The sequence below is a fragment of the Natrinema pellirubrum DSM 15624 genome (genome assembly GCF_000230735.2).
Lineage (GTDB): Archaea > Halobacteriota > Halobacteria > Halobacteriales > Natrialbaceae > Natrinema > Natrinema pellirubrum.
The window spans coordinates 3,387,623-3,410,841 of record NC_019962.1; the positions used below are offsets into that span (position 1 = coordinate 3,387,623).

The 23,219-nt window shown below is 67.3% G+C and carries 26 protein-coding genes and 2 tRNA genes; 10 read left to right on the forward strand and 18 right to left on the reverse strand.

What is annotated here, in order from left to right:
- Positions 1-46: 46 nt before the first annotated feature.
- Positions 47-703: an amphi-Trp domain-containing protein gene (locus NATPE_RS16465; protein ID WP_015299218.1), complete on the reverse strand. Its 657-nt coding sequence runs from the start codon at positions 701-703 to the stop codon at positions 47-49.
- 108 nt (positions 704-811) lie between these two features.
- Between NATPE_RS16465 and NATPE_RS16470 the strand changes: the two genes are divergently transcribed.
- Together NATPE_RS16470 and NATPE_RS16475 are read left to right on the forward strand one after the other, a co-directional pair.
- Positions 812-1,615, forward strand: coding sequence for an HNH endonuclease (locus tag NATPE_RS16470; protein ID WP_015299219.1), 804 nt, complete (start codon positions 812-814; stop codon positions 1,613-1,615).
- Positions 1,616-1,657: 42 nt separating this feature from the next.
- Positions 1,658-2,545 carry a universal stress protein gene (locus tag NATPE_RS16475; protein ID WP_006182723.1) on the forward strand — a complete coding sequence of 296 codons (888 nt, stop codon included), beginning with the start codon at positions 1,658-1,660 and terminating at the stop codon, positions 2,543-2,545.
- Positions 2,546-2,558: 13 nt separating this feature from the next.
- Here the strand turns inward: NATPE_RS16475 and NATPE_RS16480 are convergent, their stop codons facing one another.
- The 5 genes from NATPE_RS16480 to NATPE_RS16500 form a co-directional block, all read right to left on the reverse strand.
- Positions 2,559-3,287 (reverse strand): nucleoside phosphorylase, encoded by a 729-nt coding sequence (locus NATPE_RS16480; RefSeq protein ID WP_006182724.1) that lies wholly within the window; start codon positions 3,285-3,287, stop codon positions 2,559-2,561.
- 103 nt (positions 3,288-3,390) lie between these two features.
- The gene (locus tag NATPE_RS16485) at positions 3,391-3,693 is read right to left on the reverse strand and encodes a HalOD1 output domain-containing protein (RefSeq protein ID WP_006182725.1); all 303 of its coding nucleotides are present in this window, start codon (positions 3,691-3,693) and stop codon (positions 3,391-3,393) included.
- 133 nt (positions 3,694-3,826) lie between these two features.
- Positions 3,827-4,711, reverse strand: a complete 885-nt coding sequence (locus tag NATPE_RS16490; protein WP_006182726.1) for a carbohydrate kinase family protein — start codon at positions 4,709-4,711, stop codon at positions 3,827-3,829.
- Between the two features lie 100 nt (positions 4,712-4,811).
- Positions 4,812-5,633, reverse strand: a complete 822-nt coding sequence (locus NATPE_RS16495; protein WP_015299220.1) for a DUF63 family protein — start codon at positions 5,631-5,633, stop codon at positions 4,812-4,814.
- 198 nt (positions 5,634-5,831) lie between these two features.
- Complete coding sequence (locus NATPE_RS16500; protein WP_006182728.1) at positions 5,832-6,839, reverse strand: ribose 1,5-bisphosphate isomerase; 1,008 nt, start codon at positions 6,837-6,839, stop codon at positions 5,832-5,834.
- A 196-nt stretch (positions 6,840-7,035) separates the two neighbouring features.
- Between NATPE_RS16500 and NATPE_RS16510 the strand changes: the two genes are divergently transcribed.
- From NATPE_RS16510 to NATPE_RS16525, 4 genes are all read left to right on the forward strand, one after another.
- Positions 7,036-7,509: a DUF5812 family protein gene (locus NATPE_RS16510; protein ID WP_006182730.1), complete on the forward strand. Its 474-nt coding sequence runs from the start codon at positions 7,036-7,038 to the stop codon at positions 7,507-7,509.
- 74 nt (positions 7,510-7,583) lie between these two features.
- A complete protein-coding gene (gene secF / locus NATPE_RS16515) occupies positions 7,584-8,459 on the forward strand; it encodes a protein translocase subunit SecF (RefSeq protein ID WP_006182731.1) in 876 nt (291 codons plus the stop codon).
- A complete protein-coding gene (locus NATPE_RS16520) occupies positions 8,456-10,066 on the forward strand; it encodes a preprotein translocase subunit SecD (protein ID WP_006182732.1) in 1,611 nt (536 codons plus the stop codon). Before secF ends, NATPE_RS16520 begins: the two co-directional genes overlap by 4 nt.
- A 73-nt stretch (positions 10,067-10,139) precedes the next feature.
- Positions 10,140-10,346 (forward strand): hypothetical protein, encoded by a 207-nt coding sequence (locus NATPE_RS16525; protein ID WP_006182733.1) that lies wholly within the window; start codon positions 10,140-10,142, stop codon positions 10,344-10,346.
- A 55-nt stretch (positions 10,347-10,401) separates the two neighbouring features.
- On the opposite strand, the gene NATPE_RS16530 is transcribed toward NATPE_RS16525, so the two are convergent.
- Together NATPE_RS16530 and NATPE_RS16535 are read right to left on the reverse strand one after the other, a co-directional pair.
- Positions 10,402-10,473 (reverse strand) — tRNA-Thr (locus NATPE_RS16530).
- 98 nt (positions 10,474-10,571) lie between these two features.
- Entirely contained in the window at positions 10,572-11,345 is a 774-nt protein-coding gene (locus NATPE_RS16535) for a DUF7114 family protein (protein ID WP_006182734.1), read from the reverse strand.
- Between the two features lie 60 nt (positions 11,346-11,405).
- Between NATPE_RS16535 and NATPE_RS16540 the strand changes: the two genes are divergently transcribed.
- Both NATPE_RS16540 and NATPE_RS16545 read left to right on the forward strand, forming a co-directional pair.
- Positions 11,406-12,110, forward strand: a complete 705-nt coding sequence (locus tag NATPE_RS16540) for an enoyl-CoA hydratase/isomerase family protein (RefSeq protein ID WP_006182735.1) — start codon at positions 11,406-11,408, stop codon at positions 12,108-12,110.
- A gap of 54 nt (positions 12,111-12,164) precedes the next feature.
- Positions 12,165-12,704, forward strand: a complete 540-nt coding sequence (locus tag NATPE_RS16545) for a GNAT family N-acetyltransferase (RefSeq protein ID WP_006182736.1) — start codon at positions 12,165-12,167, stop codon at positions 12,702-12,704.
- Here NATPE_RS16545 and NATPE_RS16550 read toward each other — a convergent pair whose 3' ends face one another.
- Positions 12,705-13,499, reverse strand: coding sequence for an NAD+ synthase (locus tag NATPE_RS16550; protein WP_006182737.1), 795 nt, complete (start codon positions 13,497-13,499; stop codon positions 12,705-12,707). It abuts the gene before it with no gap.
- A 442-nt stretch (positions 13,500-13,941) separates the two neighbouring features.
- On the opposite strand from NATPE_RS16550, the gene NATPE_RS16555 reads away from it, so the two are divergent.
- Positions 13,942-14,012: transfer RNA gene (locus NATPE_RS16555), tRNA-Gly, on the forward strand.
- Positions 14,013-14,108: 96 nt separating this feature from the next.
- On the opposite strand, the gene NATPE_RS16560 is transcribed toward NATPE_RS16555, so the two are convergent.
- From NATPE_RS16560 to NATPE_RS16585, 6 genes are all read right to left on the reverse strand, one after another.
- Positions 14,109-15,074 carry a transcription initiation factor IIB gene (locus NATPE_RS16560; protein WP_006182738.1) on the reverse strand — a complete coding sequence of 322 codons (966 nt, stop codon included), beginning with the start codon at positions 15,072-15,074 and terminating at the stop codon, positions 14,109-14,111.
- Between the two features lie 107 nt (positions 15,075-15,181).
- A complete protein-coding gene (locus NATPE_RS16565; RefSeq protein WP_006182739.1) occupies positions 15,182-16,666 on the reverse strand; it encodes a hypothetical protein in 1,485 nt (494 codons plus the stop codon).
- Positions 16,667-16,771: 105 nt separating this feature from the next.
- The gene (locus tag NATPE_RS16570; protein WP_006182740.1) at positions 16,772-17,200 is read right to left on the reverse strand and encodes a universal stress protein; all 429 of its coding nucleotides are present in this window, start codon (positions 17,198-17,200) and stop codon (positions 16,772-16,774) included.
- Between the two features lie 91 nt (positions 17,201-17,291).
- Positions 17,292-17,654: a hypothetical protein gene (locus NATPE_RS16575; RefSeq protein WP_006182741.1), complete on the reverse strand. Its 363-nt coding sequence runs from the start codon at positions 17,652-17,654 to the stop codon at positions 17,292-17,294.
- 1 nt (position 17,655) lies between these two features.
- Positions 17,656-17,895, reverse strand: a complete 240-nt coding sequence (locus NATPE_RS16580) for an amphi-Trp domain-containing protein (protein ID WP_006182742.1) — start codon at positions 17,893-17,895, stop codon at positions 17,656-17,658.
- A gap of 120 nt (positions 17,896-18,015) precedes the next feature.
- Positions 18,016-19,038, reverse strand: a complete 1,023-nt coding sequence (locus tag NATPE_RS16585) for a KaiC domain-containing protein (protein ID WP_006182743.1) — start codon at positions 19,036-19,038, stop codon at positions 18,016-18,018.
- A gap of 205 nt (positions 19,039-19,243) precedes the next feature.
- On the opposite strand from NATPE_RS16585, the gene NATPE_RS16590 reads away from it, so the two are divergent.
- On the forward strand, positions 19,244-20,080 hold the full coding sequence (locus NATPE_RS16590; RefSeq protein ID WP_006182744.1) for an NAD(+)/NADH kinase: 837 nt from the start codon (positions 19,244-19,246) through the stop codon (positions 20,078-20,080).
- Here NATPE_RS16590 and NATPE_RS16595 read toward each other — a convergent pair whose 3' ends face one another.
- The 3 genes from NATPE_RS16595 to NATPE_RS16605 all read right to left on the reverse strand — a co-directional run bounded on the left by NATPE_RS16595 (position 20,081) and on the right by NATPE_RS16605 (position 22,945).
- On the reverse strand, positions 20,081-20,731 hold the full coding sequence (locus NATPE_RS16595) for a DsbA family oxidoreductase (protein WP_006182745.1): 651 nt from the start codon (positions 20,729-20,731) through the stop codon (positions 20,081-20,083).
- A 108-nt stretch (positions 20,732-20,839) separates the two neighbouring features.
- The gene (locus tag NATPE_RS16600) at positions 20,840-21,598 is read right to left on the reverse strand and encodes a hypothetical protein (protein ID WP_006182746.1); all 759 of its coding nucleotides are present in this window, start codon (positions 21,596-21,598) and stop codon (positions 20,840-20,842) included.
- A gap of 426 nt (positions 21,599-22,024) precedes the next feature.
- Positions 22,025-22,945, reverse strand: a complete 921-nt coding sequence (locus NATPE_RS16605; RefSeq protein WP_006182747.1) for a nucleotidyltransferase domain-containing protein — start codon at positions 22,943-22,945, stop codon at positions 22,025-22,027.
- Between the last annotated feature and the right edge of the window lie 274 nt (positions 22,946-23,219).

The following is a 23,219-nucleotide window of genomic DNA, read 5'->3' on the forward strand; positions in this document are numbered from 1 at the left end:
GAGACCCCGCAGGCCGACGCTCGAGTCGGCAGACGGTCCGGCCGGCTCACTCGAGGCGTTGGATCGTCGCGTTCGGCGCGATTCGCATCACGCTTCTGGCCGCGCGTTCGGCGTTTGACCGCGAGGCGTACCCCTCGCCGCTGTCGGCGACGATGTTGCCGTTCCAGTGGACGAGCCGCCAGCGCCACTCGCCGCCCCTGTCCTCGTAGACCTCGAACCGGCTCGTCCGGCCGGTCTCGCTCGTCTCGTCGATCGCTGCCGTGTCGTCCCCCTCGGCCGTCACCGGCGTCGCCTCCGTCCCGCCGTCTTCCGGTGAGTCGTCGCCGGTGAGTCCCTCGAGCGGCATCACCGCTGCCGCGGGGTCGACGTCGGCCGCAGTCGACGTCTCGTCCCGATCACCACCCGCAGCGTCGCCGTCGGCCGGGTGGTCGGTGATCCGTACGCTCGAGTCGGCCGGATCGTCCCACTCGAGTTCGATCTCGAGTTCACCGACCTGGGGTTCGTCGGCCCCGAGTCCGGCCTCGAACGCCGCGACGACCCGCTCGGGGACGGCGACCCTGACGCTTCGTCCCTCGCCGTTCAGCCGGACCGGGCGACCGGACTCGAAGGCGGTCGCGAACTCGCGGAAGACGGCCGCGAGTTCCGTTCGGTCGTGTGCGCGCTCGAGTTCGAACTCGTCGTCGGGTTCGTCGGAAGCCACCATACCGACGTGTACTGGAGGCGACGGGTTAGTGTTTCCCACGCGCTGGCCTCGATTCGTGCCGGGCACCCTGTCGGTGCGTTTTTGTCGACGCCCTTCCTTCGCACGCTCGTGACTGCACGCGACTGGCACGCCGACCGGGAGGCCGTCTTCGACCGCGACGCGCGGACCTGTCGACACTGCGGGACTGCCGACGACACCGAGGCGCTCCGAGCCTACCCCGTCGGCGACGTGGCGCTCGAGGGGGAGGTCCACGAGAGCGCGCTCGTAACCGTCTGTGCGGACTGTTTCGGGACGCTGTCGGACTCGCCGTCCGCGATGCCGACCGGCGCCGAGGAGCTGTTTCACCACGTCCGCGAGACGACCCGCATCCAGGGAGAGACGATCTCGACGGTCGCCTCGTTCGCCTCCGTCGCGACCGCGCTCCCCGGCGACCTCGAGTCCGCACTCGACGACGAGGGGGAGGACGCCGCCCTCGAGGAATCGATCGCACAGTACCGGCGACACCGACGCGACGTGTTGCTCGCGATCGCCGTCGTCGACGCCCGCCTCGAGCGACTGGCCGCACTCGACTACGACGCCGACGAGCCGGCGGCCGCGGACGCCCTCGAGGCGTTTTCCGAGACCGCGACCGACCTCCAGTCGGCGCTTCGCGAGGTCGTGACACTGAGCGAAACCGTCGCGACCGGGCTCGATCGCTGTCACGGCTGTTTCGACGCCCTCGAGTCGGGGCCGACCTGTGACACCTGCGGGCTCGCGGTCCGCGAGACGGCCGACTGGGAGGACGACGACGGGACCCTCGCGTTCGACCGGCTGTTCGCGACGATCAACGACCGCCTGCAGGAAGCCTCGGCGACGACGGAAACGCTGACCGATCGGACGACGACGCTGGCCGAACGGCTAACGGCGGCGTAGGTCCCTCGTTCTTTTTGCCGTCTCGAGCCTAGAGATAGTCGAATGACCGAGTCGACGGTCGAGTCCGACGGCTCGAGCGAGTACCGGGTCCTCGTGCCGCTCTCGAACCCCCGCACGGAACGGCATCTGATCGAACTGGCCAGCACGCTGGCCGCCGACCGCGGCGGCGTCGTCCACGCGGTCCACATCGTGCAGGTCCCCGACCAGACGCCGCTGGACCGCGGTGCCGAGCAGCTCGAGCGGATCGACGCCGAGTCCGAGAAACTGCTCGAGCGGGCCCGCGACCACGCCGCGGAGTACGACGCGCCGCTGGAGACGACGACGATCGTCTCGCACCGGTCGTTCGAGGAGATCTTCGATGCCGCACGCACCCACGACGCCGATCAGGTAGTCATGGGCTGGGGCGGCGACCGACCGTGGACGGCGGGCCGTGCCGAAGGGCCACTCGACGAAGTCGCCCGCGACCTCCCGTGTGACTTCCTCGTGCTGAAAGACCGCGGGTACGATCCGAGCCGGATCCTCCTGCCGACCGCCGGCGGGCCCGACTCCGATCTCGGCGCGGAGGTCGCGCGGACGCTGCGCTCGGCGACCGGGGCCTCGATCGACCTGCTCCACGTCGTCGACGACGAGAGCGAGCGCGAGGCCGGCGAACGGTTCCTCACCGAGTGGGCCGCCGATCACGACATCGGCGACGCCGTACTGACCGTCGATACGTCGGGCGACGTCGAGCGGGCGATCGCCCGCGAGGCCACCGACGAGACGCTCGTGATCGTCGGCGCGACCGAGCGCGGGCTACTCTCGCGGCTCGTCCGCGGCTCGATCGTCTCCGACGTCGTCGACGACCTCGAGTGTTCCGTGCTGCTGGCCGAGCGCCCGACCGAGCGGTCGCTGCGCGAGCGGCTGTTCGGTCGCTCGAGCGACGAAGAATAGCGTCGTCGCGGCGTTACAGTTGGGTCGCGGCCTCGAGCGCGATGTCGATCGCGCGGCCGACGTTGTTTTTAGCCTTGGCCGGGAGTTCGTCGTCCTCGGTGTCGGTCCCCTTCTGGGTGCCTTCCACGAGGTTGCCGTCGACGGTACAGATCGCGCCAGCGGCCAGTCCCTTACGACGGGCCAGTGAGAAGACGGCAGCGGCCTCCATCTCGACGGCGAGCAGGCCGGCGGCCTCCCAGTCGTCGACGGCGTCGTCGGTCTCGGCGTAGTAGGCGTCGTCGGAGGCGATCGGGCCGACGTGGACCGCTTCGCCGTTGGCTTCCGCCGAATCGACCAGCGCGGACAGCGCGTCGTAATCGGGCACCGCGGGGTACTCGACGGCCTCGTACCGTTTGCTCGTCCCCTCGTTTTTCGCCGCGCCGGTCGCGACGATCATGTCGCCGATCTCGATCCCCGACTGGAGCGCGCCGGTCGTCCCGACCCGGAGGAACGTCTCGACGCCGACGTTCGCCAGTTCCTCGATCGCGATCGCCGCGGAGGGACAGCCGATCCCCGTCGAACAGATCGTCAGCTCCCGCCCCTCGTAGGTGGCGTTGACGACCTTGTACTCGCGGTTGCGCGCGATCGTCTCCGACTCGTCGCAGTGGTCGGCGATCCGATCGACCCGGCCGGGATCGCCCGGGAGCAATGCGATGTCCGTCAGGTCGCCGTCGTCGACCAGCAGGTGTGGCTGCGTCGCCATACCCTCGGGTTCCGCGGGCGGTGAGAAAAAAGGTTCGAGGAAGGGTCGAGAAGCGACCGGTTCGGCTCGGCAACTCTCGACGCCACCCCCTTCCCGTCCCTGATCAGCCCGTCGGACGCACTTCGACGCAATCGGGCCGAATCGTGACCATCGCGCCGTCGGCCTCGAACTCGACGATCCCCGTCGCTCGAGCGGCGCCGCGATTGGTGTCGGCGAACAGTTCGTCGAGCGCGTCGGGATCGACGTAGTCGTATAGCTGCGTGCTGGCCGCCGTGACGTCGTGGCCGTGATAGCGGGCCAGGGCGGTTGCAGCGGCGATACTCGGCGGTTCGTCATCGTGTCGGTCGTACTGGATGCGCCGTCTGAGGCCGCATCCGTGGGACTCGGTTACCCTTCCTTCCGTCATGTCTCTCAGTCACGGGAAAGTGACTGTTCAGTCGAGTGGCCAACGGCCCGGCCCATATACCTACCGTCAGACGACACCGGGTGAGAACCACACGGCGGCGACGTGACGGTGCGCGACCGATCGTTACGCCTTTTTACGGGCGGCGCTCGAGGAGCCCCTCGAGTTCCGCGTCGGTCGGTGCGCTCCGGGCCCCCTCGCGGCTCGCGGTCACGGCCCCGCAGGCGTTGCCGGTCGCAAGCGCCCGCTCGAGGTCGCGGTCCGCGAGCCACCTCGTGAGAAAGCCGGCGGCGAAGGCATCGCCCGCACCGGCGGTATCGACGGGGTCGATGTCGAACCCCGCGTGAACGACGGTTCCCGACGGCGCGTACGCTTCCGCGCCGTCGGCTCCGCAGGTGACGACGACGATCCGGTCGTCGGCGGCCCCGTCGGGGTCGTCGTCGAACAGGGCGGCGGCCTCCCGGTCGGTCACGAAGACGACGTCAGCCAGCGCGAGCGGTTCGCCGTACTCGCGGTCGGCGAGCCGCCGACCGGGATCGAAGCTGATCCCGATACCGGCCTCGTCGGCGATCCGTGCGATCGCGGCGGCCGTCTCCGGTCGCTGTCCCGTGAGATGGATGTGATCGGCCGCCCGGATCCGCGACGGCTCGAGGGCCGACGGCCCGACGGCCTCGTTGACGCCGTCGTTGCCGAGGATCGCGACTTCGCCGTCGTCGTCGACCAGCAGGTACTTCACCGCCGTTTCGGCGTCCTCGACGACGCGGACCCCCGCGAGAGAGACGCCGGCGGCCTCGAGTTCGCGGCGGGCGAGCAGGCCGTTGTCGTCGTCGCCGACGCTGCCGATCAGGCCGACGTCGACGCCGAGGCCGGCAAGCGCCGCGGCGACGTTGGCCGCACTGCCGCCGCCCGACTGGCGTTGCGAGCGGATCGCCGCCTCGCCGTCGCTCTCGGGCAGTCTGTCGACACGGAGGGTCACGTCCCAGTTGACGTGGCCGGCCGCGAGTACGGTGATCGAATCCATTCGCCGATAGTAAAGGGACGGGACCGGCCGGCAAAAACCTAGGTTTCGGTGGCAGACGCTGAGGGACAGACGCGAACGACGCGGGGAAACCGGCCCGCGGTCACATCACGGTGAACAACAGGACGTTGTGAACGGCCGGACCGAGCCCGACCGCGGCGACGAGGGCGAGGACCGTCCGGCCCTGCTGTGGCCGGTCAGCGACGTACTCGCGGAACAGCCCGACGATGACCAGCGCGAGCGCGACCTTGACCAGCACGAACAGCCACCCGGCACCGACGTACTCGGCGGTCGGCAGCGCCTCTCCGGCCTCGAGCAACAGCAGCGACAGCGGAACGTCCTCGCCGGCCCCGAGGACGTCGTAGCCGACGGCGGTCGTAACGCCGTCCAGCGTGTGTGCGAAGACGACGAGCGCGCCGGTCGTACCCGTGGTCGCCGCGACGTCGGTAAACCAGAGGCTCAGGGCGAGCCAGGCGAGCGCAGTGACGATGCCGGCGATGACGACCGTGATGACCGGCCAGAAGGGCTCGAACGTCCCCGTCTGGATACTCCGGAAGAGCGCGAACATCGTGAACACGGTAAAGAAGGCCGTCCCGGCAACGCCGACGAAGCGGGGGATCGTCGGCTGGAGGCCGCCGACGTGGAGGAAGACGCCGACGACCCAGGCCAGTCCCGCGATGATCGCCGTCACGACGTAGACCATCGGCGCGGTAAACAGGGGCTCGATGGTCGGCGGGAACGCTCCCATCTTGTAGAGGACGTGTAACGTCGCGCCGAACATCATCCACGGGGCGAAGGCCAGCACGGTCCGGTCGGTCACGGGTGGTTCGATCGCCCACAACAGCGCGATCACCCCCCCGAGAATCACGGCGGCCGGCACCACCATGTACCACGGCGGAACGACGAACCCCTCGGGTAACACCATACGGGGCAATGGCTGTCACCAGTGACTAACACTTTCCGATCCCGGACGATTCACAGTGTTGAAGGTTTCGGCCGCTGTCGCGTCGTCCCGGAACGCGGTTCGAACCATTAGACGTCCGAGAACCGGCGTATCGACCGTGCGAACGGTGGTGAGATCTCGAGAGCCCGCGTCGACGTTCCGACCATCGAGAGGCGTCGGTCACTCCGCCCAGGGCTCGTCGGTCGTGTCGCCGAACAGTTCCCGCATGAGCGTCACGATGCTCTCGGGTGGGAACTGACCGCGCTCGGTGACGATCGCGTCGACGTACCGCGGCGGTGTCACGTCGAACGCAGGGTTCTCGACGGTCAGCCCGTCCTCACTTCCGGGTTCGCCGACTGACCCGTCCGGCGCGTCGCTCGAGCGGATCGACGCGCGCTCCTCGTCGGAGAGTACCTCGCGTTCGTCGCGGGTCTCGATCGCGACGGTGTGGCCCGTCAGGGTATCCGGATGCAGTTTGATCGTCTGGGCAGCGACCATCACCGGCACGCCGCGCTCGCGAGCAACGACGGCCAGTCCGCTGGTGCCGATCTTGTTGATCACGCTGCCGTCGGCCGCGATGCTGTCAGCCCCGACTAGCACGTGGTCCGCCGCGTCCAGGTACCGCCGGGCTGCCCCATCGACGATCAGCGTCACCGGCACCCCCCACTCGCGCAACTGTGTGGCCGTGATGTGACCCTGCTTGCGGGGCCGGGTCTCCTTGACGATCGCCTCGAGGGACTTTCCGTCCTCGAGGGCGGCCTCTACACAGGCCAGCGCGTCCGTCGAGTGGCAGTGAGTCAGGACGACGTCGCCGTCCCGTAACCGGTTGGCACCGATCCCACCGAGGGTCTCCCGGGCGTGTTCGAGATCGCGCCGGAAGGACGCGGCGCGGTCGATCGTCGACGCCCGTAACTCGGCGACGGTATCGCCGTCGACGCCCCGAAGCACGTATCGGAGCGCGTTCGGCAGGCTGACCGCTGTCGGCCGGGTTTCATAGAGGGTCCGGGCGGCTGCTCGAAGCCCGCGGCGAAACGCCGCCGGCGTCTCGGCCGGACTCCCCTCGGCCTGGGTCGCCAGCGCCGCCGCGGCCGCGTCGGCGATCGTCGCCGCCCCGCGAATCTCCATCGCGGCGATTGCGTCGGCGGTGGACTCGACGGCCGGCACCACCTCCGGTTCGGCATCACCCATGCGAACGAGTTACACGACAGTGCTGAAAAGACTGCCGTCGGTTCCGGCGGGTCGCTCCGTCGATCCGGTCGACAGCCCGAGCCCCCGATCCGAACACCGCTCGAGCGACCGTCGAACCGGATCGGCCACCGAATCGAGAGTCGACCGGTGATCGGAAGCCGAAACCCGGAAACCGATCCGTCGGCTACGAGCGTCCATGACCGAACGAACCGGCACGTTCGTCGTGACCCACGCCGAGCCCGACTCGGCGGTCGTCCGCGACGTCCAGACCGCACAGGTACACACCCTCGCGTCCAACCCTGACCTCGAGGTCCACGACGTCCTCGAGGCGACCGTCGCTCCCGAGCCGCCGATGGAAGTCACCTGGGAGGTGATCGAGGTCGACGATCAGCGCTCTATCGAACTGGTCGACAGCGACCTCGAGCCGACCACCTACGAGAAAGAGCTGGCGGCCGACGCCGAGATCGGCGACCTCGTCCAGGAGGAGCGGGCCGGTACCGGCGAGATCCACGTGTTCCGGGTTCCCGGCGACGAGGTCGCGGCCGCCGCCGACGACGTCCTCGAAGACGAGGAGACGATCGCTCGGGCCGCCCGGCTCGAGGCGGTCCGGGTCGAGGTCCGGTCGGCCGCCGACGAGGGCGTGTTGAGCGTCCGCTACCTGCCGGACTGACCACGGTCCGATCGGCCGCTCGCCCGGGTCGAATTGAGAAGGCTTACTTCGCGGGGCTGTAAGTAGTCCGGTATATGGGGTATTTCGACGTACCGGAGATCGATTACACCCGGTACAGTAATCGCCAGCTCGCAGCGGTTCCGCTGGCGGTTCTCGCGGTCGCACTGCTCGTGTTAAGCGGCGCGTTCCTTGCGTACGGAACGCCGGTGCCGCTTGGCATGGACTTCGCCGGCGGGACGGAACTGACCGTCCAGACGACGACGGCGGAAGGCAACATCGGCGCGGCGTTCGACGAAACGCCCGAGTCCGTGACCGGAACGGGAAGCGAGAACCAGTACATCGTCCAGTTCTCGTCGACTGACTCGCAGGCCCTGAGCGATCAGGCCGAGGGCAATCTCGAGCAAGACGGCAGCGCCGCGGTCGTCCAGTCGGTGTCGTCGACGTCAGCGAGCTTCGGCCAGGACAGTCAGCAGACGGCCATGCTCGGGCTCGTCATCGCGTTCGTCGGCATGAGCGCGATCGCCTTCCTGCTCTTTCGGACGTTCGTGCCCTCGATCGCGATCGTCATCTCCGCGTTCTCCGACCTCGTGATCCCGCTCGCGTTCATGCGGCTGGCCGGCATCCCGCTCTCGCTTGGCACCGTTGCCGGCCTGCTGATGCTCATCGGGTACTCCGTCGACTCCGACATCCTGTTGAACAACCACGTCCTGCGCCGGAGCGGTGACTTCTACGAGAGTACCCACCGCGCGATGCGGACCGGCGTCACGATGACGGTCACGTCGATGGTCGCGATGCTCGTCATGGGCGTCTCGGCGTCCCTCTTCGGGATCAGCCTGCTGGCATCGATCGGGATCATCCTGTTCGTCGGCCTCGCCGCCGACCTGCTGAACACCTACATGTTGAACCTGAGCCTGCTTCGCTGGTACAAGTTCGAGGGGGTCCGCTCATGAGTCCGATCGGCGCCATCAAGGGCAACTGGCGCGTCCTCCTGCTCGGGGCATTCCTCGTGTTCGCCGTCGTCGCGCTCTTTATCCCCGGCGGGATCGTCGCCGACGACGGCCTCGCCAGTGACAGCGTCGACAGCGGCCCGACGAACCTCGAGTTCGGGCTCGGGCTCGAGGGCGGGAGTCGGATCCGGGTCCCGGTCGCCGGCATGACCGCGGAGGACATCGACACCGGCGCGGTCAGCGACGACGGGACAGTCGATCAGGAGCGGATCGACGGCATCGAGTCGACGCTCCAGAGCGAACTCGATCTCGATCAGGCGGACGTCAGCGTCGCCGTTCAGGACGACGGGACCGTCACCGCCGAGGTGTTCAACGACAACGTCAGCGAGTCGGAGTTCGCCGCGGCGTTGCAGACGGCCGACATCGACGCCACCGAGGACGACATCCGCGATGGCGTCACCCAGAGTACCCGCGACAATATGATCAGGACGATCCAGACGAAGATCAACGCCGCGGGCCTCTCGGGCGGGACGGCCTACGAGTCGACGACAGTAAGTGGTGACCACTACATCGTCGTCGAGGTCCCCAACATGGACGCCGACGAACTCCGGACCATCCTCTCGGAACGCGGCCAGGTCAAGGTCGTCGCCTACCATCCGGAGAACGGGACACAGACGAACGACACAGTCCTGCGGGGCGAAGACATCGTCGAGGTCGACCCGCCGGAACAGAACCCGCGCGGCTCGGGCTACTTCGTTCCCGTCCAGGTCAGCGAGGACGCCGCACCGGGGTTCCAACAGCAGATGGTCGATCTGGGATTCACGACCGAGGGACAGGGACAGTGCAGCCTCAGCGGTGACAGTGGGAGCGTCGACTTCGATCACGACGGTCAGCAGTACTGTCTGTTGACCGTCGTGGACGACGAGGTCGTCGACGCCCACTCGATGGGCGATCTCGCCAACCCGATGAACGAGGGGAGCTGGGAGAACGACCCGACGTTCCAGATGGGCGCACCGAGCCAGGAACAGGCCCAATCGCTGTCGGTCAACCTCCGGGCAGGGAGCCTGCGCGCACCGCTTGACTTCAGTGAGGAACAGGTCTACTCGATCGAACCCGGCCACGCCGACCAGTTCAAACAGTACTCGCTGCTGATCGGACTGCTCTCGGTCCTCACCGTCAGCGGCGTCGTCTACGCCCGATACACCGACACCCGCGTCGCCTTGCCGATGATCGTCACGGCCATCGCTGAGGTGGTCATCCTGCTTGGCTTCGCGGCGCTGATACGCATGCCGCTGGATCTCTCCCACGTCGCCGGGTTCATCGCCGTCGTGGGGACCGGGGTCGACGACCTCGTGATCATCGCCGACGAGGTGATGGACGAGGGCGACGTCAGCTCCGAACGCGTCTTCCAATCGCGGTTCCGCAAGGCGTTCTGGGTCATCGGGGCCGCCGCCGCGACGACCGTCGTCGCCCTCTCGCCGCTCGCGGTACTGAGCCTCGGTGATCTCCGCGGGTTCGCCATCATCACCATCCTCGGCGTGTTCATCGGCGTCCTCATCACCCGCCCCGCCTACGGGGACATCCTGCGACGCCTGCTGACCGACCGCTGATCGCCGTCCGATCGATTTTTCGTTTTACGCCGTCCGACACGCGGACACCAGTCGACACTGTTGCTATCGCCGTGTGCGCGCACGAAGTCGTACGAAACCGGCTGCTGACAGGACGTACAAACGGGCATTCGAGACACCAACACGAGACACCGGCGGAACGATCAATACCGAACTGCCTGCGATCGCAACCGTACTCGTAAGCGCCGTGCAACTGCAGTTCGCCGAGAACGGCCCGGTGTCGACGACGCTCCTCGAGGAGGATCATCCGATCCCACACTGATCAGGACTCGAACCCGATAGCTAGGGCTCGGTGACTCGAGGCGACGAAAACGAAAAGCCTAGGCCGGGATTTGAACCCGGGCTCTCGTCCTTACCAAGGACGCGCTTTACCGCTAAGCTACCCAGGCGCGTACTTCTTCGTTGATCGGAGATGTCTTTATGCGTTTCGATCCACGGGAGCCATGCGTCGGTGTGTCGCGGTGCCGTCTCGGAGTCTCGAGGCCGATCAGGGGTCGGTCGCCGACGTGGCCCGGTCGGTCGCGTGGTCCTCGAGCGAGCGGTCGGAGACCGACGGTCCGAGATCGGTGAGACAGTCCTCGACGGCGGGAAACGAGGTGCCGGCGGCGTCGGCCAGATCCTCGGCGAGGGCCAGCAGTCGCGGCGAGGGGGTCTCGCCGACGGCGACGGCCCCGGTACGGACCGCGAGTTCGAGGACGTCGCGCTCGAGGTTGGCGTCGATCGCCGTGGGGTCGTCGTCGATCGCGGCGGTCGAGTCGGGATCGTCATCCGTTGGGAGGTCGGCCCGCCGAGTCTGATCGCGGCCGAACGACTGGACGGTGCGGACGGCCGTGCCGGCGGCCTCGGTGCGAGCCAGCAGGTAAAAGCCCCGCGCGACGAGGATGTCGGCGGCCAGGATCTCGAGGTCGGCCTCGCCCGCGTCGGCGTCGCCGGCCGTCCAGGGTTCGTCGTGGGCGAGCGCCCGCGTCAGTCGAAGCCCCTCGTAGATGAGCTGGACGCCGGCCGCGTGGGTGACGACGTCGTGGTCACTGCCGGAAGAACGGTTCCGATCGGCGGTCGTCTCGTCGGCCACCCCGTGATCGTACTGTTCGTCGAAGACGTGGCCCTCGGCCGCCATCGCGGCGGCACTCTCGAGCGTGAGCGTCGCGGGTACCATCGACGCTCGATCGAGAACGGATCCGAGATACTCGTGTAGCTGTGGTGGTTCGACGTCCGCGACGGCCTCGGCGGCGGCACGCCGACAGCTGTCGGCCTTGTCCATTAGCGGGGGGTTACGACGGGGGAGGCAAAGACCTTTGGAAACGCCGGATCGACTGCTGGCATGATCGACATCGACGCCGACGGACGGATTCGGACCGTGACGATCGACCGCCCTGAAGCCCGCAACGCACTCACCGTCGACGGGCTCGAGGCCCTCGAAGCGGCGGTCGCCGATGCCGACGAGCCCGTAATCTACCTGCGCGGGCGCGGACCGGCCTTTTCCGCTGGTGCCGATCTCAACGAGGTTGCCGCCCTCGATGGGGATCGGGACCGCGCGGCCGAGTTCGCGCGGCTGGGACAGCGGGTCGCCCGAACGATCGAGGATTCGCCCGCAGTCGTCGTTGCGGGGATCGACGGCCCCGCACGGGGCGGCGGCCTCGAACTCGCGCTGGCCTGTGACGTCCGCGTCGGAACCCCCGAGTCGACCTACGGCGAACCCGGCGTCAGCTTCGGCCTGTTCGGGGCCTGGGGCGGGACCGTCCGGCTGCCCCGCGTCCTCGGCGAGGGCGACGCCCTCGAGTTCGCGCTCTCGGGACGGTCGATCGACGCCGAGGAAGCCCTGCGAATGGGTCTGATATCGCGGATCGAGGACGAACCCCGTACGGTCGCCGCGGAGATCGCCGACAACGCGACGGACGCGCTGGCGGTTCTCAAGCGTCGGCTCCGGGACGACGGCGAGCGCGCGACCCAGGAGCGACGCGAGGCCGCGGCCTTCGCCGACCTCGTGGCCGCCCACGCCGACGACGTCGACGCGCTGCTCGAGTGACGAGACATGTGAGCAGTCCATAATCTTTTTCTCCATGTGACGAGATCCGGGACCATGCCCGATTCGACGTTCCTCCCCGGCGAGAGGGTCGATCTCAGACCGATCGAGGAAGACGACCTCGAGTACTTGCGGGACGCGATCAACGATCCGGCGATCTGGCGACCGATCGGCGGCTCTCGTCCGATCAACCGCACACAGGAACAGGAGTTCTTCGACGAGGTGGTGTGTGGTGACGATGGCGTCCACCTGCTGATTACCGCCGACGGCGAGCCGGTCGGGACGATCGCCGTTCGCGATATCGACTGGGAGGCCAGCCGCGGTGAGATCGGCTACTGGATCGATCCCGAGGAACACGGGCAGGGGTACGGCACCGAGGCGACCGAACTGCTGGTTGCGTACGCCTTCGACCAGCTGGGCCTCCACCGAGTCCAGGCCCGCGTGTTCGCGTTCAACGAGGCCTCCCAGCGACTCCTCGAGTCGGTCGGGTTCGTTCGCGAAGGAACCAGCAGAGAGTTCCAGTTCGTCGACGGGGAGTACCGTGACACCCACTGGTACGGGCTGCTCGAGGACGAATGGCGAGACCGGGAACCGTAATCAGTCCAGCGGCTCCGGAGCCGGCGGCGCGGTGCGTTTGTGGGCACTGCCCTCGTACATGCCGCGAACCCGTTCGACCGTGTCCTCGTCGACCTCGAGCAGTCGAGCGGTCGCCGCGACCGACAGCGGGCCGTCGATGTGGGTGGCCAGAATCGAGTCGAGGGTGTCGTAGCTGATTCCGAGTTCGTCCTCGTCGGTCTGGTCGGCCCACAGCTCCGCGGTGGCGGTCTTGGCGGCGAGTTCCTCGGGGACGCCGACGTGGCGGGCCAGTTGGCGGACCTGCCCCTTATATAGGTTGCCGATGGGATGACAGTCGACCGCACCGTCGCCGTACTTCGTGAAGTAACCCACCGCGGCCTCGCTCCGGTTGCCCGTCCCGAGGACCAGCCGCTCCTCGTGGTTGGCGACGAGGTAGTTCAGAACCGCCCGGACGCGCGCACGGGCGTTGCCCACCGCCTCGCGGTCGCCCTCGGCCTCGGGGTAGGCCGCCAGCACGGCGTCGACGATCGGCTCGACCTCGAGGACGTCGTAGCTGATCCCCAGATCCTGGGCGACCCGTTCGGCGTCGCTCATGTTCTCCTCGCTGCTGACCGTCGCGGGGAGGACGAGCCCGTGGACGTTCTCGGTGCCGATCGCCTCGACGGCGAGATACGCCGTCAGCGTGCTGTCGATCCCGCCCGAAAGGCCCAGCACGACACCGTCGGCCCCCGCGGCCGCGACCTGATCGTCGATAAAGGACGTGATGTGTTCGTGCCGCCGCTCGAGTTCCGACTCCGAAAACCGAAGATCGATCATACATGAGGGTACGACTGCGGTGACCTAATAGGCTCGCCTAACCGGAAAGAAGTGACCGGACGTTGGGTTTCGATGGGCCGGAATCATCGTCACTGAACAGTCAGTGTGCCGACTGTGGTGATCGAACGCGGGAGGTCCGGGTGCGAGAAACGAACTGCGCGTCGCAGCCGAGACGGGCCGAAGGATGCCCACTACCCCAACCCGGACACACTGTCTCGGCGCGTCCCTCGCTACCACGGCCGATCGGTAAGGAGGTCGGATGGTCCGCAGATCCTGCAACTCGAGACCGGGTTCTTTTGGCTGGTCGTCGGACTCGCTCGAGAGCGCTACGTTGAAGTGGGACCGGTGGGTATGCTCGAGTGTCGACGTGAGTGACGCCGGTGGTGAGCAAATCCGACGGATTTGCGATCCTCGGCGCACAAGCGAACGAAGTGAGCGTAGTGCGCCGGTGGTCCAGTGGTAGGACTCGAGCTTCCCAAGCTCGCGGCCCGGGTTCAATTCCCGGCCGGCGCATTTCTTCGATATAATGGCCCTCGAGCCACTGTATCGACGTTTCGTAGAATCGGTTACTGGTCGAAGAAAGCGACAACAGGACGGTGACCGACTGCCTTACTCGTGGATCCCCATCGCTTCGATCTGCTCCTGATACCGATTCCGGATCGTGACCTCGGTCACCTGTGCGACGTCGGAGACCTCGCGCTGGGTCTTCTTCTCGTTACAGAGCAGGGAAGCAGCGTAGATCGCGGCCGCGGCGTAGCCCGTCGGCGATTTGCCCGAGAGCAGCCCCTTCTCGGTCGTGACGTCGATGATCTCGTTGGCCTTGACCTGAACCTCCTCGGACAGTTCGAGTTCCGAACAAAAGCGCGGGACGTACTTCTTGGGGTTGACCGGCTCCATCTCGAGGCCGAGTTCCTGGGCGATGTACCGATACGTGCGGCCGATCTCCTTGCGCTCGACGCGGGAGACGGCGGCGACTTCCTCGAGCGAGCGGGGGATGCCCTCCATCCGGCAGGCGGCATAGAGGGTACTGGTCGCGACGCCCTCGATCGAGCGGCCGCGGATGAGGTCCTCGTCGAGGGCTCGACGGTAGATGACGCAGGCGACTTCCCGGACCGAGCGGGGGATGGCCAGCGAGGAGGCCATCCGGTCGGTCTCGGAGAGAGCGAACTGGAGGTTCCGTTCGCCGGCGTCTTTGGTCCGAATGCGTTCCTGCCACTTGCGCAGGCGGCGCATCTGGCTGCGTTTGTCCGAGGAGATCGAGCGGCCGTAGGCGTCTTGGTTCTTCCAGTCGATGGCGGTCGTCAGGCCCTTGTCGTGCATCGTCTGGGTCGTCGGCGCGCCCACCCGGGACTTGTTCTGGCGCTCGGAGTGGTTGAACGCGCGCCACTCCGGCCCGTGGTCGATGTTGCTCCCTTCGACGATCAGGCCGCACTGGTCACAGACGAGTTCGCCCTGGTCCTCGCTTTTGACGAGTGTCCCGCCGTCGCACTCGTCACACACCCGCTCGCGCTCCGATTCCTGCGTTTTTTCTGTCGTTTCAGGATCGCGTTCGCGCTGGCGGGTGGGGCTTGCCATGTCATGTTGGTAACGACGGCGGAAGGACTTAAGGTCTCGGCACAGGACGCTCCCCCTCGAACGGGCGAGAGGGTCACTGTCGGGTCGAAAAACGACCGGAAGCGCGCTCAGAAGTAGCCAAACAGCGTGCCGGCCAGTACCAGCACCCACATCGCCGAGCCGACCAGCAGCATGTCGTTGAACTTCGAACTGCGCGCGGCGCGTTTGGCCGCGCCGCCGGCGATCAATCCGAGCGCGACGACGACGAGCATCCGCTGGAGAACGACGTCGACGGGCAGGGCGGTGATGCCGAGCCAGCCGTAATCGATCCAGATGGCGGCCGCAAGCGAGCCCGCGGCGATGACGGCGGCGTCGAGTCGCCGCGTGAGCCCGCGTGCGATCAGGTACGTCGCGGTCGGGATCCCAATCGCGATCACCGGATAGAGGATCGCAGCGATTTGATGGGGCGTCAGCGACGTGGCTCGGCGCTCAAGGACGAGTCCGCCCATCCGGACCCCCAGGAACAGCGCAAGGATAGCCAGGACCAACAGGACGTGTCCGGCCTCGAGGCGGTCGTAGGCGGCGGCGAGTCGCTGGCGGTCGACGTCAGTCAGGTGATCGTCGATCGCATGGGGGGTGTGCCGCGCGACCCGCTCTTCGGTCGATCCCTCGGCGCTCCCGCCGGCCTCGGGGCGACGGCGTCCGGTTCCGACGCCGACCAGCGTGGGGACGACGATCAGCCCGGCGAGTTCGACGAGCGTCGCCCAGCCGTCGGCGTCGACGGAGTTGCTGTTATCGAGGTAGATCCGGCGGACGTCGTCTTGGACATCGACGCCCGGATGCTCCATGAAGTCCTGCTCGAGTTTCGTCTGGGCGTCCTGTGAACCGTGGACGCGATGGCGGAGGGTGAACCAGTCGAAGTGTTCGGAGTGGGTCTGCATGACGACCCAGTCGTCGTCCTCGTTGGGGCTCTCGTAGAGCCGGATGTGATAGCGCTGGCCGTAGTAGGTGCCGTCCTCGAGTTGGCGCGTCTCGGTCGTCCAGTAGCCGCTCTCGTTCTCGCCGGGATCGACGTAGGCGTAGCGGGTGCCGCCGTCGGCCTGGCCCCAGTTGAGGTTCGGCAGGACGCCCGAGCGATCGGACGAGTCGTTCTCGGTGTCGTTGGCAGTTGCGTTCTCGGTGTCGTTGGCGGTCACGTTACCCGCGGTGTCGTTCGCTCCCGGATCCGCGATCGGGTCCGTCTCGTTGTCGGACTCGTTGCCGGCGGTAATCGCGTACGTATCGGGGAGGGCTACCTCCTCCGACTCGTTCACTTCGGACCAGTCGCCGCCGTCGGATTCGGTCAGGACTCGCTCGACGTCTTCGGTATCGCCGCGGACGATCACGTTGACCGGACTGCGCTTCTGGAAGCCCTTTCGCGGGCTGAGATACTCCCAGAAGCTACTCTCGGAGTCCTCGGGCGTGACCAACTCCGGCGTCGGCTTCGATTCCCCGTCCGTGGGTCCGCCGGCCGCGGTTTGGTCGGATGACAGCGACAGCAACACCGAGGGGCCGCCGACGAACACGAACGCGAGGACGATCAGTACCGCTCCGATGACGATCGAGCGACGCATCTCTCAAGGACTAGCGACGGGGTATATATCAAACCGTGTGTAATTATGCCGACCGTTTCGGGCGCGGTTCGGACCGCCCCCGGACGACCATCGGCGGGCCGGGGCTCAGACGTCGGGGCCGACCGTAGTGACCGGGACCGGGGCCTCGCGGACGACCCGCTGGGAGACGCTACCGACGACGTTCCGTTCGTACTCGTCGCCGCTGGTCCCCATGACGATCAGGTCGACGGGCTCGCTCGCGGCGTAGTCGACGATGCACTCGGCGGGGTTCCCGGTGTCGACGGCCGTCGTCGTCTCGACGCCGCGGTCGGCGGCACGGGTCGCCGCCTCGTCGACGGCTTCGCGGGCGGTCGCCTCGAGGTCGTCGCGGACCTGCTCGACGCGGTTGTCGTCGAGGACGAGAAAGGCACGGTCGTCGACGACCGAGAGGACGTGGAGGGTTGCGTCACGGGTGGCCGCGACGTCGATGGCGTGGGCCGCGACGGTCGCCGCGTGGTCGCTGCCGTCCGTCGGAAGCAGGATCGTCTCGTACATTGCTGTCTAGGTGGACCACTCGCCCGGACGGAAAAAGGGGTTTCCCTCCGTCCCCGGCGACGGGAAATCCGACGCGATCCGGGCGGACGTTCTAGATGCCCGGAATGCCGAGCGCGTCGGGGGTGACGAAGCCGACGGCAGCCAGCGCATAGAGGATGCCGACGGCGACGATCCAGGCGACGAAGCCGATCGCGGCCGCCGACCCCCAGCCGCCGGGGTAGCGCCAGTTGATCACGCCGACCCAGATGACCAGCATCAGCACCACGCCGAGGATGGGGATCCAGCCGACGAAGAAGCTCGTGATCCCCCAGGCGGCCGCCCCGATGAGGGCGGTGACCGCCGCGTTGACGAAGCTCGCGTCCCTGTCCAACACCAGCCGCGCGCCAGCGAGGATACCGATCGTCCCGACCAGCAGGCTCAGGACGAAGATCAGGATCGAGTCTGCGGCAGCCATATTAGGGTTTCCAGCTCAGTTCGATCTCGACCGTCTCGCGGTCGCCCCGCAGCATCGAGGACCGCTCGACCGTCTCGACCGAGACGTCGATGTTGTGTGGCGGATTGAGCGACACGTTCTTGTTGCCGACCCGTATCGAGACCGCCTCGCTCTCGCCCTCGAACTCCGCGGCGAGTTCCTCGAGGTAGGCCGCGAGTTCCTCCCGTGGCAGTGTTTCGTCGGCCGTCGTCCGTTGCGCCATACGGGCATATCCGGTTCCCGCCCGCAAAAGTATGGGGCTTGAACACATCGATAAGTGGCACTTACCGGCCCATGAACGTCTGTACCGTTCAGATTGAATGTGCCGATATGTAAACTATCATTAGAACAGGTTCGCTTGCTGGTAGACCGAGATCCCCTCGCCGGTGATCTCGTAGGGCTTTTTCTCCCGGGAGTGGTTCGCGTCGCGGATCTTCTGGATCTCGATCGCCAGCCGCGTTTCCCGGAAATCGTCGGGACGGACATACTGTAAAACGAAGACGGCGTCCGTGAGATACTCCACGATTCCGTACCGCGAGGCGTAGGCAGTCTCCGAGGAGGCCTCGCTGGTCAACATGGCGGTGACACCCGCCTCCTTCAAGCTCCGGGCGAAGTCGTAGATCTCGTTGCGGCGTTTCGCGCGGTCCTCGTACATCATCTCGAGTAGGGAGACCGAGTCCAGGACGAGCCGCGAAGCGTCGAACTCCTCGACGAGCGCGGGGAGTTCGTTGCGGATCGAGGCGAGGCTGTTTGCCATCTCGATGGGATCGACGTCGACGACGGCCAGCTGGCCGTCAGCGACGTACTCGTCGAAGCCGTACCCCTTCTCGGTCGCGCTGTTGATCACGCGTTCGCGGCTCTCCTCGAGCGTGATGAAGACCGCGCGTTCGCCCTGCTCGAGGCCGTGGTTGAGAAACTGCAGGCCGAAGGTGGTCTTGCCGGTGCCGGCGCTGCCCATTGCGACGAGCAGTGACCGCTCCGGGATGCCGCCCTGAATCATTCGGTCGAGTCCCTCGATCCCGAGGTCGAGTCGCGGGAGATCCGAGTCGACCGCCTCGTCGAAGTCGGGTTCGTCGCCGCCGAGGACGAAATCGAGGGCGTCGAACCCCTCGGGGCCGTCGGTCCCGGGGCCGACGTCGGCGTCGATAGCCGGGGCGTCAGTATCGTGGAGGGCAGAGCCGAAGTCCTCCTCGAAGAGGGACTCGTCGCCGTCCTCGGGAGTGGAGTCGCCGGTGTCGTCGTCCACGGCCGCCGGATCGTCGCCCGCGCTCGAGTCCGGGTCGCCCGCGGCATCGGCCTCGTCGTCGAGCGCGCGCTCGAACCAGTCGTCGTCCGGATCGTCCGCGTCGTCGTTCACGGGGACCACCTGTCGAGCGCGGCCCTCGGAGAAAGCGGTCGCTGGTGTCGACTGCGATCGCCGGTGGGAGACGGGAACGCCGACGCCATACTGGACACTGCGACGGGGTCGTCGCAGGGGTTCACCTGACCGGAATCGTTCCATCCGGATTAAGCTTGTTGCCGCTGGCCGGACAAGCGTGGGTTTTTGGCGTAGCGGCGGGTAGCCGCCGCCGATGGACGTCGCCGTCGGAATCGTCGCCCAGCGCGACAACGAGCGTGCACAGGACCTCGCCGCCGCCCTCGTCAACGCACTCGAGGCGGCCGGCGCGAGCGCAGTCGTCGACGAGGCCACGGGCGCGGCGATCGCGGCGACCCCCGTACCGGTCGACTCGATGGACGATCGCGATCTCGTCGTAAGCATCGGCGGCGACGGGACCCTGCTGTTCGTCGCCCGCGAGGTCAGCCCCGTGCCGATCATGGGAGTCAACCTCGGTGAGGTCGGCTTTCTCAATGCCGTCGCCCCCGAAAACGCCGTCGACGTCGTCACCGATGTCGTCGCGGACATCGCGCGGACGGGCCGCGTCGAGGGCCGGGAACTGGCGCGGCTCCGGGCGACCGGCGTCGACGAGGACTGGACGCTCGCGCCCGCGCTTAACGAGATCGTCGTCCACGGGCGGCGACGCGGCCACGGCGGCGGTGCGACGATCGAGATCCGGGTCGACGGCCAATCGTACGCGGAGAGCCACGCCGACGGCGTCCTCGTCGCGACCCCGACGGGCTCGACCGCCTACAACTTGAGCGAGGGCGGGCCGCTGGTCCACCCCGCGACGGACGCCGTCATCGTCACGCAGATGGCCGCGGCCGAGTCGATGCCGCCGCTGGTCGTCGAACCGGACACGGAAATCAGCCTCACGGTCACCGATGCCGACACCGCCTACGCGATCAGCGACGGCCGCAACAGACAGCGCCTCGAGCCGCCAGCGACGGTGACGGTAACGCCCGCGGCCGATCCCGTCACGCTCGTCGGCCCGCAGGCCAACTTCTTCGACGGCCTCGACAAACTCGAGTAACTACTGGCCGTCGACGAGTCGCTCCAAGTGTTCCGGCGGCACCGCGCCGCGGGCGACGTGGCCGTCCGAGACGAACGTCGGAACGCCGGTGACGCCCGTCTGTTGGGCCTCCGCAAACAGGTCCTCGAGTTCCGCCCGGATGCCGTCGTCGGCGACCGCGTCGCGGATCTCGTCGACCGGCAGTCCGCAGTCGTCGGCGAGATCGGCCAGCACGTCGACGTCGCCGATGTCACGCCCGTCCTGCCACAGGGCGGTGTAGATCGCCTCGTCGAATGCCCCCCACTGCTCGGGGTACTCCCCCTTGACGTACCACGAGGCGACCTGCGCGTCGAAGGAGTCGACGTCGGTCGCGATCTCCTGGGCCATCTCGGCGTCGTATTCCTCCTGCAGCCGGCGGACGTTCTGTCTGGCCTGCTCGTAGTACTCGTCGCTTTTGCCGTCGTCGACGTCGTGATCGATCGAGCCGTCCGCGTTTCGCTTCCCGCGTCGGAGGTCGAAGGGGTGCCACTCGACGTCAAGCGGCTCGTCGCGGCCCTCGCGGTACTGGGCGAGCGAGCGGGTCCCCAGATAACAGAACGGACAGACGTAGTCGGCGTAGATTTCGATACGATCGGTCGTCTCGGTAGTCGGGCCGGTGTCAGCGTCGGTCATACCACCGGTAGGGTTCTGAGAGGGAAAAGTCGCCGGTCCCCGGCAGCGGCGGCCGCGGCTCAGGCCGCGGCCGGAGAGACAGTACGAACGGGGTCCAGCGGACGCCGCCTACGACTCCGATTCGGACGGCGATGCGTCGCCGGTCTCGGTCGCGTCCGGCAGGTTCGGATCGCGGTAGGGATTGCGGCCGTAGGCCGGCAACTCGTCCTCGAGTTGCTCCTTCAGGACGCGACGGAGCCGGTTCAGGCTCGTCGTATCCAGCCCGTAGTCGGCTGCGAGCCGCTCGAACGTCTCCTCGTCGGTGATATCGTGGGCCCGGTACTGGGCGAACAGCTCCTCCATGCGGTCGGCCGACAGCGCCTGCGCGTCGATCTCGTCGAGCCCGAAGTACTGCTTCCGGTCGACGTCGACCACGTGGCGGATCACCACCAGCGCCACCTTCTCGATGGCGCGCTGACTACCGAACTCGGTGAGATCGATCTCGTCCATGACCCCCAGCGCCAGATCGCGCTGCCACGGCGTCACCTCTAAGGCGTTACACAGCGCCTGCGTGGTCCGCAGTCGATCGAGGTGGTGGGCACGCTCGCTGTAGCCCGGCGTGGCCGCGTGCTGTTCGTCGTGGAGACGGCGCACGCTCTCGGAGAGGTCGGCGTCGGGCGACTCCGCCCGGCCGATGACCGTCGCACTCGGCGTGACGACGCCCCACTGGCGGACCGTCGAGTCGCGCTGGACGTCCGCCCGCGAGAGCGAGCCGGAGCCGGGTCGGGTCTCGAGGCGGCGCTCGCCGTCCGGATCGGCGTGGGAGCCGTCGGTCTCGGCCGCGACTGGCTCGGTAGCTGGACCGGAGTCGGCACCGTCGTCTTGCATCGTCTGTCGCTCGGAGAGGGAGCGTGAAAAAGGCTCGCTCCGTCGGATCGATCGGCTGGACGGACTGACAGGTCCGCTAACAGGTTTTCCCGGGCGGGCGGAAACTCGAGCGGACGGTTCACTGCCGGCTCGGAGAGCAACGCCGTCGCTCGAGGGTGGTGGCGGTTCGCGAAAAGCCCTTCGTAGCTTCACCTTGTGACCAGAACCACTTAAAGAACGAACCGTCGGTTGCGATCACGCTCAGTCGTCGATGGCCCCGCTCGAGCCCCATTCGAAATCAGAATCGTGGTCGCCGAGTCACAGGACTGGGCGACTGAGGCCGACGAGACGCGTCGCTACCCAGTGAGCCAGACCCGAGAAGAACCGGTCTCCCGTCGTATCTTCACCTTGTGACCAGAGACACTTAAAGAACGACGCCGACGCAAGCTATCGGACCGCCGCGATCAGGTCGTCGACGAACCCGTCGAGTCGGGCCGGATCGGGGCCGGCCCGCGCGTGAACGTCTGGATCGATCTCCCGCGGCGGCTGGGCGAACGACCGACCCACGGCGTCGCCGACCCGTTCGCCGCCCTCGCCGGCTCGTTTTCGCTCGAGGAGGTCTCGAGCCCGTTCGATCCGGTCGGCGTCGAAGACGGCGGGCGCTTGCTCGGTGAGAAACGACTCGAACTCGAGCGCGGGCAGGTCGTGGTCGCCTTGGTCCCCAGTAGTCTTCAGGTACCGCGCGGCCATCGCCGCGCGGGTAATCGTCAGGTTTCGCTTCACGGTGGGCTTCGTCTGGGTTTCCCGAAAGCGGTCGTCGTCGGCCGCCACCGTCGTCGTCCCGTCGTCGGTCTCGACGAGGTATTCGCCGTCGCGCGCCTCCAGAATCGGAAAGAGTTCGTCGTCGCTCCGGACCAGGTGGTGCGAGAGGTACTTCCGGTAGTTGCTCGTCGCGATGCCCCGCCACGCGTGATAGAGGTCCATCGGATTGTACGTCCGCTCGACGTACGCCCTGAGAGCCGCGGGGTCGAACGCGGTCCGATAACGGATCGGGCTCCGGAGCAGGTCGATCGCCCCGTCGTTGGAGTCGGCCAGCAGGCGCGCGAACGTCCGGGCGTCCCAGCCCTGATACTCGAACTCGCCGTACTCCTCGACGACCGTCTCCGGCGGGCCCTCGAGGTGGGCGTATCGACGCAGGTCGGTCGGAACGAAGACGAACCCCACGTCGTAATCGCTGTCGGGACTGGCCGCACCCCACGCGTGGCTGCCGCGGGCGACCGCCAACGGGATCGCGACGTCGCGGTCTCGCTCGATCGTCGTCAAGTGGTCGTCGACGGTCGTACGGACGGCTGCCGAGACGGTAGTCATAGCTGTCGCTCAAGGCCGGTGAGAACGACACCGCGAGAAGACCGGGTGACGAATGCCCTTCGTAGCTTCACCTTGTGACCAGAGGTACTTAAAGAACGAACCCCAGGCATCGCGATAGCTCGGACGGAGCGTTGCAACTGCCGAACGGAACACCCGGAGAACGGCCGCCGACTTCCCGTCATAGCTCCACTTTGTGACCAGAGATACTTAAAGAAACGACGGCTCGAGCCGCCGTCGGCACCGGGGCGCAAGCGACCCCCGGTTCCGAAAGGTT

What these genes read in the sequence shown, in the direction of transcription:
- NATPE_RS16465 (WP_015299218.1), bottom strand. Translation starts at nt 703, where the DNA reads ATGGTGGCTTCCGACGAACCCGACGACGAGTTCGAACTCGAGCGCGCA.
- NATPE_RS16475 (WP_006182723.1), top strand. Translation starts at nt 1,658, where the DNA reads ATGACCGAGTCGACGGTCGAGTCCGACGGCTCGAGCGAGTACCGGGTC.
- NATPE_RS16480 (WP_006182724.1), bottom strand. Translation starts at nt 3,287, where the DNA reads ATGGCGACGCAGCCACACCTGCTGGTCGACGACGGCGACCTGACGGAC.
- NATPE_RS16485 (WP_006182725.1), bottom strand. Translation starts at nt 3,693, where the DNA reads ATGACGGAAGGAAGGGTAACCGAGTCCCACGGATGCGGCCTCAGACGG.
- NATPE_RS16490 (WP_006182726.1), bottom strand. Translation starts at nt 4,711, where the DNA reads ATGGATTCGATCACCGTACTCGCGGCCGGCCACGTCAACTGGGACGTG.
- NATPE_RS16495 (WP_015299220.1), bottom strand. Translation starts at nt 5,633, where the DNA reads ATGGTGTTACCCGAGGGGTTCGTCGTTCCGCCGTGGTACATGGTGGTG.
- NATPE_RS16500 (WP_006182728.1), bottom strand. Translation starts at nt 6,839, where the DNA reads ATGGGTGATGCCGAACCGGAGGTGGTGCCGGCCGTCGAGTCCACCGCC.
- NATPE_RS16510 (WP_006182730.1), top strand. Translation starts at nt 7,036, where the DNA reads ATGACCGAACGAACCGGCACGTTCGTCGTGACCCACGCCGAGCCCGAC.
- secF (WP_006182731.1), top strand. Translation starts at nt 7,584, where the DNA reads ATGGGGTATTTCGACGTACCGGAGATCGATTACACCCGGTACAGTAAT.
- NATPE_RS16520 (WP_006182732.1), top strand. Translation starts at nt 8,456, where the DNA reads ATGAGTCCGATCGGCGCCATCAAGGGCAACTGGCGCGTCCTCCTGCTC.
- NATPE_RS16535 (WP_006182734.1), bottom strand. Translation starts at nt 11,345, where the DNA reads ATGGACAAGGCCGACAGCTGTCGGCGTGCCGCCGCCGAGGCCGTCGCG.
- NATPE_RS16540 (WP_006182735.1), top strand. Translation starts at nt 11,406, where the DNA reads ATGATCGACATCGACGCCGACGGACGGATTCGGACCGTGACGATCGAC.
- NATPE_RS16545 (WP_006182736.1), top strand. Translation starts at nt 12,165, where the DNA reads ATGCCCGATTCGACGTTCCTCCCCGGCGAGAGGGTCGATCTCAGACCG.
- NATPE_RS16550 (WP_006182737.1), bottom strand. Translation starts at nt 13,499, where the DNA reads ATGATCGATCTTCGGTTTTCGGAGTCGGAACTCGAGCGGCGGCACGAA.
- NATPE_RS16560 (WP_006182738.1), bottom strand. Translation starts at nt 15,074, where the DNA reads ATGGCAAGCCCCACCCGCCAGCGCGAACGCGATCCTGAAACGACAGAA.
- NATPE_RS16565 (WP_006182739.1), bottom strand. Translation starts at nt 16,666, where the DNA reads ATGCGTCGCTCGATCGTCATCGGAGCGGTACTGATCGTCCTCGCGTTC.
- NATPE_RS16570 (WP_006182740.1), bottom strand. Translation starts at nt 17,200, where the DNA reads ATGTACGAGACGATCCTGCTTCCGACGGACGGCAGCGACCACGCGGCG.
- NATPE_RS16575 (WP_006182741.1), bottom strand. Translation starts at nt 17,654, where the DNA reads ATGGCTGCCGCAGACTCGATCCTGATCTTCGTCCTGAGCCTGCTGGTC.
- NATPE_RS16580 (WP_006182742.1), bottom strand. Translation starts at nt 17,895, where the DNA reads ATGGCGCAACGGACGACGGCCGACGAAACACTGCCACGGGAGGAACTC.
- NATPE_RS16590 (WP_006182744.1), top strand. Translation starts at nt 19,244, where the DNA reads ATGGACGTCGCCGTCGGAATCGTCGCCCAGCGCGACAACGAGCGTGCA.
- NATPE_RS16595 (WP_006182745.1), bottom strand. Translation starts at nt 20,731, where the DNA reads ATGACCGACGCTGACACCGGCCCGACTACCGAGACGACCGATCGTATC.
- NATPE_RS16600 (WP_006182746.1), bottom strand. Translation starts at nt 21,598, where the DNA reads ATGCAAGACGACGGTGCCGACTCCGGTCCAGCTACCGAGCCAGTCGCG.
- NATPE_RS16605 (WP_006182747.1), bottom strand. Translation starts at nt 22,945, where the DNA reads ATGACTACCGTCTCGGCAGCCGTCCGTACGACCGTCGACGACCACTTG.